Source organism: Oligosphaera ethanolica (genome assembly GCF_030814695.1).
Taxonomy (GTDB): domain Bacteria; phylum Verrucomicrobiota; class Lentisphaeria; order Oligosphaerales; family Oligosphaeraceae; genus Oligosphaera; species Oligosphaera ethanolica.
Window position 1 is genome coordinate 4854159 of record NZ_JAUSVL010000001.1, and the last position, 16569, is coordinate 4870727.

The 16569-nt window shown below is 60.8% G+C and carries 11 protein-coding genes; 4 read left to right on the forward strand and 7 right to left on the reverse strand.

Annotation, left to right across the window (positions count from 1 at the left end; translation table 11 throughout):
* The first annotated feature begins 109 nt into the window (after positions 1-109).
* Positions 110-1579, forward strand: coding sequence for a bifunctional methionine sulfoxide reductase B/A protein (locus J3R75_RS16850; protein ID WP_307264050.1), 1470 nt, complete (start codon positions 110-112; stop codon positions 1577-1579).
* Positions 1580-2286: 707 nt separating this feature from the next.
* On the forward strand, positions 2287-2826 hold the full coding sequence (locus J3R75_RS16855) for a hypothetical protein (RefSeq protein ID WP_307264053.1): 540 nt from the start codon (positions 2287-2289) through the stop codon (positions 2824-2826).
* 355 nt (positions 2827-3181) lie between these two features.
* Here the strand turns inward: J3R75_RS16855 and J3R75_RS16860 are convergent, their stop codons facing one another.
* Positions 3182-3589 carry a rhodanese-like domain-containing protein gene (locus J3R75_RS16860; protein ID WP_307264056.1) on the reverse strand — a complete coding sequence of 136 codons (408 nt, stop codon included), beginning with the start codon at positions 3587-3589 and terminating at the stop codon, positions 3182-3184.
* Between the two features lie 356 nt (positions 3590-3945).
* Between J3R75_RS16860 and J3R75_RS16865 the strand changes: the two genes are divergently transcribed.
* Positions 3946-6216, forward strand: coding sequence for an AAA family ATPase (locus tag J3R75_RS16865; protein WP_307264058.1), 2271 nt, complete (start codon positions 3946-3948; stop codon positions 6214-6216).
* Positions 6213-6830 (forward strand): DNA repair protein RecO, encoded by a 618-nt coding sequence (recO, locus tag J3R75_RS16870; RefSeq protein WP_307264060.1) that lies wholly within the window; start codon positions 6213-6215, stop codon positions 6828-6830. The genes J3R75_RS16865 and recO overlap by 4 nt, the downstream gene beginning before the upstream one ends.
* A 791-nt stretch (positions 6831-7621) precedes the next feature.
* On the opposite strand, the gene J3R75_RS16875 is transcribed toward recO, so the two are convergent.
* The 6 genes from J3R75_RS16875 to J3R75_RS16900 all read right to left on the reverse strand — a co-directional run bounded on the left by J3R75_RS16875 (position 7622) and on the right by J3R75_RS16900 (position 16549).
* The gene (locus tag J3R75_RS16875; RefSeq protein WP_307264063.1) at positions 7622-8626 is read right to left on the reverse strand and encodes a M20/M25/M40 family metallo-hydrolase; all 1005 of its coding nucleotides are present in this window, start codon (positions 8624-8626) and stop codon (positions 7622-7624) included.
* A 16-nt stretch (positions 8627-8642) separates the two neighbouring features.
* Positions 8643-10112, reverse strand: a complete 1470-nt coding sequence (locus tag J3R75_RS16880) for an endo-1,4-beta-xylanase (RefSeq protein WP_307264065.1) — start codon at positions 10110-10112, stop codon at positions 8643-8645.
* Between the two features lie 201 nt (positions 10113-10313).
* The gene (locus tag J3R75_RS16885; protein WP_307264067.1) at positions 10314-10481 is read right to left on the reverse strand and encodes a hypothetical protein; all 168 of its coding nucleotides are present in this window, start codon (positions 10479-10481) and stop codon (positions 10314-10316) included.
* 223 nt (positions 10482-10704) lie between these two features.
* Positions 10705-14643 (reverse strand): type 1 glutamine amidotransferase family protein, encoded by a 3939-nt coding sequence (locus J3R75_RS16890; RefSeq protein ID WP_307264071.1) that lies wholly within the window; start codon positions 14641-14643, stop codon positions 10705-10707.
* A gap of 170 nt (positions 14644-14813) precedes the next feature.
* The gene (locus J3R75_RS16895; protein ID WP_307264074.1) at positions 14814-15818 is read right to left on the reverse strand and encodes a Gfo/Idh/MocA family protein; all 1005 of its coding nucleotides are present in this window, start codon (positions 15816-15818) and stop codon (positions 14814-14816) included.
* Positions 15815-16549: an HAD family hydrolase gene (locus J3R75_RS16900; RefSeq protein ID WP_307264077.1), complete on the reverse strand. Its 735-nt coding sequence runs from the start codon at positions 16547-16549 to the stop codon at positions 15815-15817. Before J3R75_RS16900 ends, J3R75_RS16895 begins: the two co-directional genes overlap by 4 nt.
* Positions 16550-16569: the final 20 nt, after the last annotated feature.

The window sequence follows — 16569 nt, forward strand, 5'->3', positions numbered from 1 at the left end:
GCAAGGAGCGACGATGAACAACGATAGCAGGTGCTATGGTAAGAGACGTAAGGTATCCCAATCGCTTAGGCGTTGGCTGCTTCTTTTCACCGGTATGGGAGTCATGGCCATGGACAAACAAGACAAGCAGGAACCGCAGGAATTGAGCTCGCCATATGGCGCGCTTGCCGATTTTGAACGCGAGGTGATACTGAATAAAGGCACGGAACGGCCCTTCACCGGCAAGTACTACAAAAGTAGTGAGCAGGGTGTCTATGCCTGCCGGAATTGCGGTGCGCCGCTCTACAGCGCTGATGACAAATTTCAGTCTGAATGCGGTTGGCCGGCCTTTGACGACGAGATACCTGGCCAAGTGCGCCGCAGCCGTGACGCCGATGGCCGCCGCGTGGAGATCACCTGTGTGCGTTGTGGCGGCCACCTCGGCCACGTTTTCACGGGCGAAGCCATGACGGCCAAGGACACGCGTCATTGTGTCAACTCGGTGTCGCTGGTCCACGAGGGCGCTGACAGTGTGCGGATTCGCCGGGCGGTATTCGCCGGCGGCTGTTTCTGGGGCGTTGAGACGCTGCTGGCGTCTCAGCCGGGCGTACTGGCGGCAGTGAGCGGCTACACGGGCGGCGCTCTGGCCAATCCGAGTTACCGACAGGTCTGCGCCGGCAACACGGGCCATGCCGAGGCCGTGCAGGTCTTCTATGATCCCGCGCGGACGGACTTTCTTAGCCTCTGCCGATATTTTCTGGAAATACACGACCCGACGCAATTCGAACGGCAGGGACCAGACATTGGCTCGCAATACCGTTCGGCGATCTTTTATGCGGACGAAGAGCAGAAACGCACCGCTGCTGCGCTGCTGAGTGTACTGAAGAAGCGCGGCGTCGCCGTGCAAACTGCCCTGGAGCCGCTGGGGCGTTTCTGGAATGCCGAGACCTACCACCAGGACTACTACGCAAAAAACGGCAAACAACCGTACTGCCACGCGTGGCAGCAGCGCTTCAGCAATGATGAGATTGTGGCGCTGGCGGCGGAACTGGGCCTGAAAAGCAAAACTCGCGCCGGCGGCACCGGCGCAGAAACAGCAAAGGGCGAGACCATGTCCATATACGATTATACGGTGAAAACGGCTGCGGGCGAAGATGAATCACTGGGTATTTACAAGGGCAAGGTGCTGCTCATTGTCAACGTGGCCAGCAAATGCGGTTTCACGCCCCAGTACCAAGGGCTGGAAGAACTCTACAAGATCTACGGCGAGCGCGGACTGGTGGTACTGGGCTTTCCCTGCAACCAGTTCAAGTCGCAGGAACCCGGCAGTGACGCCGATATTCAGGAGTTCTGCCGGCTGAATTACGGCGTGAGTTTCCCGGTCTACGCCAAGATTGACGTCAATGGCGACTCTGCGCATCCGCTGTTCAAGTACCTCAAGGAACAGAAAGGCGGCGTCCTCGGCCGGGCCATCAAATGGAATTTCACCAAATTCCTGGTGGGGGCTGATGGGACAGTCATTGACCGCTATGCGCCGACAACCAAGCCGCAGGACATCGCTAAGGACATTGAAAAGGCACTGGCGGCCGTGGTGAAGTAAGTGTTGGGGCCAGCGCGGTGACAAGCGTATGCTGTCATCGGCCAGCCATTGATATTGGATGCACGACATGTCTCTGTCCGGCGCATTGGAGCGCGATGTGCCTGACCAATGTGGTGCCCTCCTGGAGCATTTCTAGTTTGTTGCCACACCCCCTGGTTGCGGCGCCCTTCGGGTGCCTCACCCAGAGTTATGCATAGTGCAGCCCTTTGGGGCGAAAACCGCCGTCACGGCGGCATTTATCCTGGGTGCGCATCGCCCCAGCGGCAATTGCGCGCATGCAGGTGTCGACGCCAAGTTGAAAGTATACCATTAGCGACATTTTTTCTGGCCCCCACTCGACACGTCTTCTTCTCGGCTTTCTGAGGTAAAAAAGCCGTTACTTCCTCTTCTTCCAATGCCACTCAGCCGGGGCCAAGCGAATGCCACATATGGGCACTTTTCCCATTGCCATTCACATTAGGCTTCTGCCGCTTCGCGGTCAGGGATGCCGGGCGCGCCTGGGTCTGCTTGATGCGCTCCGGTTGGTATCAATGAGTGAGGGGGCACATGAAGACGGTGGAGGATTGTTACGGCCGTTTTCAATTCCGGGGTATGGGGGCTATCTTTGAGTATTCCGGCAATGACGGCTGCCTGGCGCGGTCTTCTGTCGGAGCGAGAGAACGAATTGTGGAATAGGGATAATCCCTGCATTAAGAAGGAGAAACACGATGAAGACATTACTCGCATCGCTAGCCGCAATTTTGGTATCGACCTGCGTCATGGCTGAGACCAAGCCAATCAATCTCAGTCTCACCCCGGAAATTGCCGTGCATGACAGCAGCACATTCATCAAGGGCCTGACCTTGAGCATCTGGGGTGAGAATGAGCAGTCCTCTTTGGCGCTGGGTATCGTCAACGGGACGAAGGGCAGCAGTTCTGGCTTCAGCTGGGCGTTTATGCTCAATTACGCCGACAATTACACGGGCGTGCAGTGGGCGCCGGTTAATTACACCAAGGGGAATTTCATTGGCTGGCAGGACGGCTGGGTCAACTACACTGGCGGCAGGATGAAGGGACTGCAGTCGGGCATTGTGAACTACGCGGTGACTGTCACGGGACTGCAATTAGGGATAGTGAATATTGCTGAAACCGCCGATTCCAGTGTGCAGATCGGCTTGGTGAACATCATCCACAGCAACGACGAGTGGTTCAAGGCCCTGCCCGAGGAGTTGGCGCCTGGCATGATCTTCGTCAACTGGGGCTTCTGAGAGACGTTTTGTGCTCCCTTGGCAGCATTGCCGGGAAGCGCATGCACCCATACTCAAACTCTCATGTAATGAGGTGATGGGTTCATAATCGCCAACGCCCGCCGCAGGTAACAGACTTGCGGCGGGCGTTGGTCATTATATCAGTTGATGGACTTCAGGGCGAATGCACTGTGTCCATAGCGGTTGGGCGACTACCGAGTCAGCTGTGCAGACGTACTGCGTTGATCGGCGCGCCTGGCAGGTGACTACAAACCAAGGCAAACAAACGTGGCGGGCACTTAGGTGTCCGCCACGGGGGGAATGCGTGATGCGCAAAGGATAATCATCACGCGGAGTTATTGCTGGTCAAAGCCGGTTATTTTTCCAACGGTTCGCCGGCTTCTTTCCAGCCTGAGAGACCACCGGAGAAGTGCTTGATGTTGGTGTAGCCGAGTTTGCGTGCGGCGTTGACGCCACCGCGGTAGGCCAGGCAGCGGGGGCTGCCGCAATAGGCGACGATCAGCGCGCCTTTGTCTGCTGGCAGAAGGGTCGCCAGCTTCTCTACTGATGCTTCGAAGTCGATGGCACCGGGCAGATGGCCCTTGGCGTAGGTCTGACTGCCGTTGCAATCAAGAAGGACCACGGCTTTGTCGGCGATGGCTTTTTTGAGATCGGCAAGGCTAATGTCTTCGGTCTTGTTTTGTGCTTGGTCGGCTTCCTGGGCATAGAGCGCAACCGAGAGAAGACAGGTCATGACGAGTAATCCACATAATGTTGCTTTCATGATGCACCTCCAAGATGACTTTTTTCGTAACCGGGAGTCCATTCGCGGCCGACGTTCTTGCGTAGAGCGTAGTAGCGGCCATGAAAAGAACGTGCTATTAAGAACCGTCTGCGGGCGACTTGCTCCAAGAATATTTCTTTCGTTGCTCAGCGGTATCAACGCCGCCGTCGCAGCGGCGTCGGCCGGCGGCGCATCATCGTGATGGTACCAGCTCTTATCGGCTGGCGGTCATTGCAAAGCGCCTGCGGGCCTTTACCTTAATCGGGTTGCAGCGCGAGCAGGGGGCGGCAGGCCGCGCGGGGTGGCACTATGCAAGCGGCAAACGCCTTAGGGCAGGCAAGTGGACTGACACGATTATGAAGAGCCTTTTTGATCACGTCCGTGAAAAAAAGATGAAAGACGAGCAGCCCTTGGCTGCCCGGATGCGCCCGCGGACGCTGGATGAGTACATCGGCCAGGAGCACATCTTGGCCCCGGGGCGGCTGCTGCGGCGGGCGATCCAGGCCGATCAGATGTCGTCACTGATTTTCTACGGGCCGCCGGGTACGGGCAAGACCACGCTGGCCAGCGTGATTGCCAACACGACCCGCAGCAGCTTCGTGACTCTCAACGCCGTCATGGCGGGCATCGCCGACCTGCGGGATATCACCACTGCCGCGCAGCGGCGGCTAGGCGAGTTTCAGCAGCGGACCATCTTGTTCATTGACGAAGTTCACCGCTGGAACAAGGCGCAGCAGGACGCGCTGTTGCCGTGGGTGGAAAATGGCACGGTGATCCTCATTGGCGCGACCACTGAGAACCCGTATTTCACCGTCAATCGGGCACTGGTCAGCCGGAGCCGGATTTTTCAGCTCAAGCCGCTGACCGAGGAGCACATCAAAGCGATTGTCCACCAGGCGCTGCTTGATCCCGAACGCGGCTATGGCACTAGGCGGGTCGATATAGCCGAGGAAGCGCTGGCGCATCTGGCCGGTGTCGCCAATGGCGATGCGCGGGCGGCGTTGAACGCCATTGAGTTGGCCGTGGAGACTACCGAGCCTGACGCCGAGGGCAAGGTGCATATTGACATGGCCGTTGCTGAAGAGTCCATCCAGCGCCGGGCGGTGCTGTATGACAAAGAGGGCGACTATCATTTTGACACCATCAGCGCCTTCATCAAATCCATGCGCGGATCGGATCCCGATGCGACGCTGTACTGGCTGGCCAAGATGGTCTATGCCGGTGAAGACCCGCGTTTCATCTTCCGGCGCATGATCATCTTCGCCAGTGAGGACATCGGCCTGGCTGATCCACACGCGTTGCCTTTTGTGATGGCGGCGGCGGAGTCCTTCGACCGCATTGGCCTGCCGGAGGGCCATTTCCCGCTTTCGCATGCCGCGCTGTACTGCGCGACGGCGCCGAAGTCCAATTCCGTGATGGGCTTTTTTGACGCCATGAAGATGGTCGCCAACGAGCGCGAGGGCGAAGTGCCCAATCACCTGCGTGATGCCAGCCGGGACAAGGAGGGCTTCGGTCATGGCGTCGGCTATCAGTATCCCCATGCCTACCGCGATCACTGGGTAGCCCAGCAGTACCTGCCCAGTTCGCTGCAGGGGAAGATCTTCTACGAGCCCGGCGTCATCGGTTTTGAAAAGGACCTGGCGGACGTCGTGCGCCGGCGCCGGGAGATTCAGCTGGCGGCCCTCCGTGAAAATGAGCAGTCGCTGGCGCCGCCGGAAATCCTCAGCTTTAGTCCGGTGGACAAGGCGACCGAGCGCTGGCTGGCTCGGGCAGTGGACGCCCTGGGGCCGCAGTTGGCGGGCATCCGCGAACGGCTTTTCGCCGTGCGGCGACTGCAGCGCCACGAGTTGGTGCTGGATATCACGGCTGACAGCGGCGCCTTCACCTGGGAGGCCTTGCGGCAGGTGCCCGAGGGCGGGGTGTGGTCGCTGGTAGGCAACGAGCAGGCCGCCGGCGTGCTTCGGGATCAAGCGGACAACCTGCCGGATCTGCTGCGGCCCCAGATCGTAGTCGGTCAGCCCATGGTCTTGCCGGCGATGCTCGCTGCCAGCACCGGCGAGGCGATCACCTTCGATTTCGTGGTTGGGCGGAATCTCTTCGCCAATGTGTCCGAACGCGAAGCGCTGGCAAGTGTTTTGGCGGGCCTGCTGCGGTCCGCTGGCAGTATCAGCCTCTGCGAGAATTTGCCGCGGCGCAGCCAGCGCCTGAGCGAGTTTCTCGTGGGGGGCGTCGCGGGCGCGGGCGCTGTGCCCGGTGCTGTCGTTCCGGCGGCTCTTGTGGAACGCTATCGCCGGGCCGAGGAGGCCGTGTACAACGACGCGCAGGACCCCGTGGTGAATTGGGACGTTGCTGAACTCGAAGCGGCATTGGCGGCGGCCGGACTGAAAGTGCATGTGGAACTGACACATTTCCATCGCGAGCAGCCCGTCAGTATGCAGCAACTTGCGCGCTGGTTTGACGGGACGCCTGGCAGCTACGGCGACCGTCTGCAGCGGCATGGCCTGAGCGACGACGATCTGCTGACTAGCCGGCAGCTACTGCAGCGAGTCTTTGTGGCTGGACCAGTGACTTGGACGACTACCGCAGCCTATATCGTGGCCAGCCGGGGCAGTGTGACGCAGCCATGAGCGACGCCATTGAGACAGAGTATCTGGTGCTGCGGAAAGTCCCCTTTGGCGAGGGCGATCTCATCGTCAACGGCATAACGCCAGGGCAGGGCAAAGTGGCCTTTCTGATCTACCATGCCCTGGACAGCGGCAAACGCCGCTTCCCGCATTTCGATCTTTTCCGGTGCCTACAGGTGCGCTATGCGCCGGGTAAAAACGAGCTGCAGAAATGCCAGGACAGCGACTTGCTGGAGGATTTCAGCGGGGTGTCGGCCGACTATGGCAATTTCCAGGCGGCGTGTTGGCTGGCGCGCTTCGCGCTGGACAATGTCCTGCCTGGTGTTCCCCACGAGCATTTTTTTCGGGCGTCGTGCAATGCCTGCCGGGCTTTGGCGGCGCGGGCGCTGCCGCCGGCGGCGATACTCAGCGGGGCCTGTCTGGTGTATCTCTATGAAGCGGGCTGGCTAAGCGACTACCAGGACTCGCCGCAGACCGTCCAACAATGCCAGCGGCTGATCGACATGGCCATGGGCGAAGCTGAGGCGCCGGCGCTGACCGAACGCAACTGGCAGGATATTTTTGCCTGGTGCAAGGGCCTGCTCCTGCAGAGCGACTGCGCGGTCCCTCAGGATTAAGCGTAATAGGTCAGTGTACACCCCGGTGGGGAAAACACCGGGGACAATTTGCAGGAAACCCACGGCCCGCCGCCGCCCAGCCATTCGACCTTGATTTCCGCCGACCTTCGCGGCAGCGGGTTTCATAGGAGTCATTGATATTGGATGCCAGATATGTTGCCGCCGTTACCCCCAGGTAAGCAAGTGAGTTCCATTGCCCCTTTGGCCCCAGTCAGCTTCGCCGACTGGGGCCAAAGGGGCCGAGGAACACGAGCGTAGAGGGCGCGCTTCCCAGGGCGGCGCGCGCCTTCGGCGCCGCTTGCCCTGGGCTGGTATGTTTCGCGCTTTCAGCGCTTCTGCCGCTTCGCGGCGGAAATGCACGACGAGAAAAGGTTGCTTGGTTGAACAAGTGCCATGGATACCGTTAAATGAAGAGCATCGGTTTCATAGGAGCCATTGATAATGTCGGTACGACTGCCTCACTCTGGCTCAGTAAGACGTGACGTGTCAAGCAAATGTGGCGCCCTTCAGGCGCAATTCCAAGTTGCTGTCACACCCCGGGTTGCGGCGCCCTCCGGGCGCCTCACCCGGGGCTATGCATGGTACGGCCCTCCGGGCCGAACTTGGCTGACCAGGCGACTTACTTTGTCTGATCCGGGCCGAAAGCCACCTTTATTCAATGGCTATCTTTTTGCGCCGTAGGCGCTTAACTATGCTTAACCTCAGGCTTTAGCCTGGGGACGCATCCTGCCAACAGGCAGTGCCTCGTAGAGGCACTACTGCTATGGTTATCAATGATTGACCGGATACGACTATGCGAAGGTTTGTGAACACAGGGCCTTGACGGCTTCTGGATCATTGCAGAGATTGGCCAGCAGCTTCTGCAGGGTGTGAATGTCGTTGCTGCGCACCGTCTCATTCGGGCTGTGGTTGCCCGTGGTCGGCAACAGGATGGGATACACCGGTGTGTCGCAGCCCTGCTGGGGAAAGGCCCGGGCGTCCGTGCCGCTGTAGTTGTAGACTTCGGTTTGCAGAGGCAAGCACCAGCGCCGGCATAGCTCAAGGATGCATTCGGCCTGCTGCTGGCCGAGGATGACCGACTTGTCGCTGATGGTCAAGACCGGGCCGTTGCCGAGGAGAACGCCTTGTTCTTCGTCGGCATAGGTGGCATCGAGGCAGATCACCAGGTCGGCTTTGCAGGCATTGGCCAGCACGGCGGCGCCAAAGCCGGTGAACTCCTCCTGGGCTGTCGCTGCCAGGACGATATTGACTGCCTGCGGGCTATTGGCAGACGCCATGCTGGAAAAAGCCTCGGCCAGCAAAACGAGCTGATGACAGCCCAGGCGGTTGTCGAGAAAGGGCGCCGTAATGTCCTCCGGCGTTGCCTTGAACGACGGCGTGAAACAGATGCGGTCGCCGCGGGAGATCGGGGGGTGGCATATCACCTGGAAGTTGCCGGGACGATCGGGCATTGCCCACACCCGCGCCGGGACGGTCCCAGACGCCGTCTTGACGGTGACGGCTGCCCCGTCGGCGCTATCGGCGCTGATGCCGCCGAGAGTGACGGCGACAATCCTGCCGGCATTGACACTTTGGACGATGAATCCCGGCGAGTCCATGTGGGCGCAGATCATCACGGTAAGCCAGTCGTCATGCCATTTTGGCGATGTAGCGCTGATGGCGTAGCGGCCGTGGTGTTGGCAGGTCCAGCCGGCTTGTGACCATTGGCCAAGCAGCAGCTTGGCGACGTCGTCTTCATCGCCGGGCGTGCTGTGGCAGGCGACCAGATTTTTCAGCATATGGCAACAAAATGGCATGGCGAATGGCTCCGTGTCAGTGCAGGGCACAGACGGTGTTGTGGTCTTTGCCGGCGGCGTCTTGCCAGCTGAGGCGGTAGTTGCCGCGGAAGCCGCGGAAGGCCACGTGGCCGTCCTTGTCGGCCTTGACAACCAGGTTACTGCGCCATTCGTGGTTGATCAGATCGTCCAGCACGAAGTACGCCAGCTTGGGCTCCATGTCCCGTGAGAAGATGCCGGACACGGACGGTTCGCCGGGTGCGCCGCAGTCATCGACGGTGTTCCACCAGGTGACGCCCATCATGGCCTTGATGCTGAACCACAGGCGGTAGAGATTGCGGGTGATGACGGCCTGGATGGCCTGGCCCTGCGCGTCGTTGTTGGGCGCGGTGATGGTGATTTCGCTCAGATGGAGGGGCCGGCCGGGTTCGCTGATGGTCTTCATGGTGTCCCACACGGCCTGCGGTGCCTGGATCGGCTTGCCGGCGGCGATGTCCAGGCACTGCTGGGGGTTGAAGAGGTGCATCTGGGCACCAACGATGTCAATCTTGCAGCCGCGGGCCAGCAGGTCTTGCACCTGGTCGCGGTAGTGCTGATTGAGGAAATAGTCGTTGATGTTCAGTTTGACGCCTTTGGGGAAGACGCCGTCGGCGACCTTGAAGGAACGGTAGGTGTAGTCACCGGGCATGAGGCCGTAGGTACTTTTGCAGAGACCACTGTTGGGCTGCATCAGGCCCTTGCTGAAATCCGTGGCGCTTTCATTGACCACGTCCCAGCTGTGGAGGCGGCCTTTGTAGCGCAGAGCGATGTCCATGATGCGCTTGGCAAAAGCGCTGTTGATTTCGCTGGTGAATTCCGGCAGCAGCACTTCGAGTTGTTCGGCGCTGAAGTCCTTGAAGATTTCCGTCGTGGGATTGCGGTCGCTGTTGCCGTCATTGGCGAGAGCGCCGTGATAGCGCGCCGGGAGCTTCTTGAGCAGCCAGGCGGGGAATTGCCACTTGTAATTACCCCAGCTGAGGGTGTGGCCGTGCAGGCGGATGCCCTTGCCCTCGCAGAATGCCACGATGGGGTCTGTGGCTGGCCGGCGCCAATGCGGCTCGTTCTTCGGGTCGCTGATGCTGTTCCAGTACTCCGCGCTGTCGCGGTATTCGGCCGCAAAACGCGGATGGCCCTCTTCCAGCTCAAATTTTTTCCAGTAAAAAGGTATGGTGGCCGAATTGAAGAGCTCGCCGAAGAGGTCCTGGTGGCGGCGGTTGCGTTCGTCACTACCGAGCTGATTGAAGTTGAAGATATGGGCGCCGAAGATGAAGTCGTGGCTGAGCTGCTCGACCTTGACGTCGCAGCCGGGGCAGAGGCCCTGCGGGGCGAAATCGGCATTGGCTTTGCGGTGGGCGTCGATATCACGGTCAATCTGGCGCTGCACGTCGTCATTCCAGAGCTGCCAGTAGGCGTCGCTCATGACCTGGTTGAGATTGTCGAGGCTGGTGGTGGGGCGGGGGTAATTCATGGTTGCTCGCAGAATGGGGTGGTGGACTACATACACTCAATAAAAGCGCGATGATCGCGGCACGGAATGAAGGTACTATAGTGCCGCTGGCCTGAGGCGAAAAAGCCACTGCTGGTAATTTGGACTGCCTAGACAAAAAAAAGAACGCCGCCATCGGAAATGGCGGCGTTCTTTTCAGTCACAAGACGTGATGATAAATCATCACTCCTTGGGCAGTTCGACTTTGATCTTCTCAGCGTCTTTTTTGAGGTCTTCGCCGGCCTTCTGCGCGTCAGCAGCGATGGATTCCAAGGTGGGTTCTTTTTTCTTGCAGCCAACAACGGGGAGAACCAGGGCGGCGATGAGAGCGAGGAACATCAGTTTTTTCATGTGTCCATTCCTTAATTCTAAGACTGTATTTCTGGGACCAACAGGGAGGGAATTCTCTCCCAAACGTGCAGTTAATGTAGAATAGGAATAAGTGGGTTCAAGCGGTTTGAGCGAAAATAAATGCAAGTGGGTGAAACTGTTATGCATCAGTGGGAAGAAACAACGCTCAGGAGGCGGCAAGGTATTGTGAATGATGTTGTGTTAATGGCTCCGGTTTCAGGCGTCATGGCATTGGTTTCAGCAGCAGAATGGTGGTGAGGTCGGCGATAGCGCGTTGCTCTTCGCCTGCGGCGGCCAGTATGCGCAGATCGTATGCTGAGACGGCGTCGATATTCATGGTGAGGGCCTTGCCGGCCGGCGTGTCTGGGCAGGGCGCCAGCTCGGTCCAGTGGGCGTTGCGGAATTCGCCGATGGCGCCTGAGAGACCTGCCGCGTCGTTTTGGCGGTTCAGGGTGGCGTTGCCGGTGGCAAAGGGCAGGCAGAGGATGCGTTGCGACCCGGTGAGGTCGATATTGTCCAGAGCGACGAAGGCCACGTCGCCTTCGCCGTGGCAGATTTGCCGGTCGGCGACGCTGATGTTGCCTTGTGCGGCCGCGGCGATGACCGCGCCATCACGGTTCAGCATCACAAATGCCGTGCGGTCGCCAGCGACGGCGACCGCGATTTCGGGCGTGCCGTCTTGCGCGGGCACAACGATTGTGCGACGTTCGGGGGACATATTGACCACGGTGAGCGCCTGGCCATTGCGCAAGGGCACGTACGACGCCAGGACGGTGCCGTCGTCAATATTGAGGACGAGGCGTTTGACTGTGCTCTGCGAGTCGAGGAAATCGCGGTAGGCGTCGCGGATGGCGTCTGGCGCTTTCATATTGTTCAGTTCGAAGGCGCCGGGAAGCCAGGCGACCTTGCGGTCCTGGCTGAAGACGAGTTTCGTGGCAGCCGGGCCGTCGTCGGTGAGTGGGACGGGCATCGTCGAGCTGAGGATGCCCAGTTGCTCAAGGCGCTCCAGCCGGTTGGCCTGGCGGTCGTAACCGTAGCGGACATCACCGCTGAAGAGGAGTTGCCCGCCATTGCGGACGAAGTCGCGCACTTGTGCGAAACTCTCGTCCTTGGCGGCATAGGCCATCGGCCAGATCAGCGCCGTGGCTTCTTTGGGGAGTCGCGCCAGGTCCCACTCGTGGATGACGGAGAAGGGCACGTTGAGCGTCAGGAGGGCATCGACAGCGAGGCGCAGGGCTTCGTGGATGTCGTTCTGACGATAACCGTAGCGGCAGCCGTCAGGCACGAGCAGGTAGAGTTTGGGCGCGGTATAGACTGGTTCTGCATTGCGGCAGAGCAATGCGAAGTTGCGGTAGGCCTGCAGGACGGGTTTGGCGGTGAGGTCGGCGTGGGTGATGCCCCAGGGGAAGACGCAGTCTTGGAAGTCCTTCCACGACCAGTTGGCGATGAAAGCCGCGCCCATGCCGAAGGCACAGTGTCCCACCGCGAGAAAATGCTTGACTGACGCGTCGGCGGGGTCGCCCCACTGGCCGGTAGTGCGCGCGCTATGGGCCACCCGCGAACCGAACTCGCCGAGGGAGAAGCTTTTGCCGGCGTAGCGCCGGTCCATCATTTTGAGGACGGAGCGGAGGTTTGCCAGGGCGCCGTAGTGATGGACGTTGGTGAAGTCCTGCTCCTGGGAGCCCCAGTATTTGTCTGACGAGGTGAGATTCTGCAGATAGCCCACTGTGTTGAGTGCGTCACCGTCGCCGGCCTTGACGCCGTCGCGGTTTTTGGCGACCCAGCGGCGGAAGATATGGGCGCGGAAGATTTCATTATCGCGGGCGCGAAGATCGTCCCAACCGCTGGCCTTGGCGGCGAAATCGATACCGTCTTCGCCGCCGCGTTGCCGCCATGCCTCCTGTGCCTTGGCGAAAGACCCGTATTGCTCGGCGAGCCACTGGCGGAAAAGCGGCTGAAGGACGTCGTTGTTGGTGAGGCGGGTGCTGGGCTCGTTCTGGGTGTCGTAGAAAATGCCGGGCACATCGCGATAACGGCGGGTCCAGAACGCATTCCAGTCTTGCTGGACAGCGAGTTCTTCGTCGGAGAGGTCCAGGCCCTGCCAGTCATGGAGGGTGAGGAAGACCGTGACCTGCTTGGTCTGGGCGATCTGGACGATGGCGTCGGTCTGGCGCTGGGTCCGTTCCGGGCGTTCGCGCAAGTCCAGTGGGCCGTGGCTGTGCGCGCCGGGGACTTTGCAGAAGGGTGAGAAGTGCAGAATGCGCAGAGTGTTGAGTGCGTAGTCGCGCATGCCTTGAAAGTCCTGTTGCCAGACGAGGGGATTCTCGTTGTCCGAGAACCACATCATGCCGGTGGTGTTAGTGCCGGTGAAGAAGCAGGGCCGGTCATTGAGGTAGAAGTAGTTGTCTTTCTGGCTGACGCTGAGGCCCTGCTTGATGCTTTCTTCCTGCCAGACTGCCAAACCGTTGCTGACGCGGTCGAGGGTTTGGCCATTGCGGCGGAGGACGACCTCGAAGCGATGGAAGTCCTGCGTGCTGTCGGCCGGAACGGTCCAGGTCGCACTCTGGTCGGCCGCGCCATAGGCGGGCAGGGTGTCAATGGGCGTGATGGCGCTTAACGCAGCTTCGTGGATGGCCTTGCCGTCAAGCAGCCATTGGACGCTTAGGCCGTCCTTGAGACTATCGTGAATGCGGAAGTGCGCCGTGAGCTCCACGGTTTCGCCGGGGCGGGCGCAGGGCTTGTCGCAGTCGCTGTGGACGACGTAGGCGGCAGCCAGCAGGCGTTCGCAGGTGGCGACAAAGAGCTCGTCGAGCGCGGGCTGCGTGCCATCGAAGAGATTGCGGTTGGTGGCGGTCACAAAGGCCCAGTTGGAGCCGTTCCAGGGATTGCCGTGATTGAAGACGGCCGCCGCGACTGGGCCGCGATTGCGGCCGTAGATATCCCGCGCCTGCAGCAGCGGCAGGTAGCGGCCGTGGACGCGGGGAAAGACGGGGTTGTTCGAGCCCGTCATGGCGACGGCTGCCGGGCCTGCCAGCGGACCGATGTTGTCCCAGGTCGTGGACACCAGCTCCTGCTCCGGCGACAGGCGCAGGCTGTGGACATGCTCAAGGATGAAGGACGGGTCGCAGACGCCGATCTGATAGGGTGAGAGCTTCATGGTGTCGCCGGCCTGGCCATAGCGCGTGTTGAGGCCGAAAGCGGCTGCGCTGTTCGCCAGCGTGTCGATCTGCGCGGCTAACACGGCCCTGGGTAGCGGCTGCCACTGACCGGGGCCGTAGTAGCTCAAGAGGGTGTCGAAGGGATAGCCGCCAATGGAGAAGAAGGCGCCGCCCTGACGCAGGTAGTTGCGGAACGAATCGGCGGCTTCACGCGGGAAATACGGCGCTTGGGGAAGAATAAGCAGATCGATGGTGCCTTTGGCGAGAGTCTTTTCCTCGGCTAATTCGCTGTCGCTGATGATGACGGGTTGGAAGCCGCGGCGGCGGAGGAGTTCGGCGAGGCGCTGCGGGTCGGCGTGGCCGGGTTCGCGCGGGAAGGCGTCGTCGCTGAAGATGGCGATGCGCCGGCCAGGCGGGTCGACTGGCGTGGCGATAGCTTGGCGGGGAAGTTCTACAGCTGGCCCGGCGCTGATAATCTGCCGCATATTGCGCAGGCGGACGACCTGGTCGCCGAAATTGAAGTTCATGACCACATGGGCCGTACTCAAAAAGCCCCGCTGGCCATTGCCGCGCGGCTGAAAGCTCAGCTGTGCCAGTGACACCGTGACGTCTCGCCATTGGTTCTGAATGGCTGGGATGTTCTTTTGGTCTTCCGGTACGATCCGGGTCATCCAGGCATCGCCATCCTCCTCAAAGAACCAGATGTGCATGACTGCCGCTGGCGCGGCGGATTCCACGAAAAGCTCGAAGGCCAGCGCCGTGGCATTGGGGTCGATGCGGAAAGGCTTGAGGCTGGCGCTGCCCCAGTTGTTGCCGGGCTTACTCGTATAGGCGAAACGCATGACTGGCTGCTTCTGCTCGTCATTGACGACGCTCATGGCCGGAGCGGCGCCACCATCGTTGTGTGGCGCCCACAGGGCCAAGTCGCCGGTGGGGACGGGTAGTTCGGCACAGCAGGCAAGCAGAGCCAGGCACAAGGGGAGGGCAGTCAGGCGGGTAAGCATCGGCGTGTTCTCCTGGTGGTGCCGGCGGCCACACGATGACGGTCGGATAAGTGCCGTCGTTGTCGCGTGGCCGCCATGCTGGATGTGGACCTGTACTGGATGCGTTTCGGATTGTTTTATGGGGGAAGCGTTGCCGGGTGCGGCTCTGCGTGGACTGCGCAGCTTGTTGTTCAGGCCATGACGGGCTTATGCCAGCGCTGGTCTTTGGCGCTGGCATACATGGCTTCCATGACGGCGCTGCGCAACGCGGCCTCGCTAGCGCTGACCAGCGCGGTCTTCTTACCATTGACGGCGTCGAGGAAGAGATCGAAGGCGTGCGGCTGCGCCTCGGGCAGGGCGGTCCACGGCGACTTACCATCGGCGCCTTCGACGTGCTTGCTGGTGAAAAAGAGCTGGCCGTTGCTGATGTGGGCGTGGCCCTCGGTGCCGCTGACCAGGAAGGTGACGGGGTTGGCCACGTCCACCCAGCCGGCGGCGAGGGTGGCGGTGCAGCCGTCGGGGAAGCGCAGCAGGCCTTCGCCGGATTCGTCGCAGTCGCCGTAACGCTTGGTGACGACTTCGATATTGGCGGTGACGCGGTCGGGGGCGACGCCTAACCACCAGAGGATAATGTCCAGCGAGTGGGTGCCGAGGTCGCCAAAGGCGCCGCAGCCGGCGATGGCCGGGTCGGCCATCCAGCGCCAGTCCTTGTCAAACCAGCCGCCAAGAGAGCCGCCGTGGCAATTGGAATGGCGGATGCGGGTGACTTTACCGAAAGCGCCGGCCTGGAGTTGCTGTTTGATGAATTGGTGAATGGGCAGGCCACGCATGAAATAGCCCGTCTGGAACAGCACGCCGGCCTTTTTGATAGCCGCCGCCATGGCCCAGCCATCGGCAGCCGAAAAGCCCAGGGGCTTTTCCACGAAGAGATGTTTGCCGGCTTGGGCGGCCTGAATGACCAGATCGCCGTGGCGGTTGGTCTCCGAGCAGATCACGACGGCGTCGATGCTCTTGTCCTGCCAGATGGCGTCTGGCGTGGCCACGCAGCTGCTCTTGAGCTCGGCGGCGTTCTTCTGCGCGCGGGCGTCGTCGTGATCCCACACCGATACGACTTGGATGTCCGGCCGTGCGACGAGTTTCTTGACGAAATTGGGCGTGTGGATGTGTGCGCAACCGACGAGGGCGATCTTTTTCATGGTCTCTCCTGTATTTGCTGATGACGTGACTGGCAGCACTGACAAGCAGGCTCGGTTTGGGATTGAAGCTCAGAAAGTAAGTCCAGCTGCTCTTCCGCGAACAGCGACAGATCTGGCAGAATGAGATCGGCGTCCTTAAGCACCTGCGGTGGGCATTCCGGGCGCCGCAGGGCGACGCAGAACATGCCGGCGGCTTTGGCGGCGCGCACGCCAGCCGTGGCGTCTTCGAAGACCACGCAGCGCGCCGGCTCGACACCGAGGCGTTCGGCGCCAAGCAGGAAACAGTCCGGCGCCGGCTTGCCGCGGTGGTAGTCTTCGCAGCCGACAAAATGGCCGATGGCGTCCTGCAGCCCCGACTGCTCGATGAACTCGTTTATGCGTCGGCGCGTCGATCCAGAGACGATAGTCACCACCCGCCCGGCGTCAACCAGCCGCCGCAGCAGGGCGATGGAGCCTGGGATGCGGATGTCACGCGCGGCGGTGATTTCGTTGTAGCGCTTTTCGGTGACGGCTTCCATCGCCTGACGGTCGGCATAGGCGTCGGGCCAGCGCGCCTTGACGTCCGTATAGATGTCTTGCCACGACCGGCCGTATTCCAGACGTTCGACTTCGGCAAAAGCAACCGGCACGCCCCGGGCGCGCAGCGCGTCATGAATGGCCTCAATCCACACCCGCTCCGAGTCGATGAGCGTGCCGTCCATGTCGAAGATAAAAGCGCGATTCTGGGCCATGTGAAAGGTACTTCGCTGTT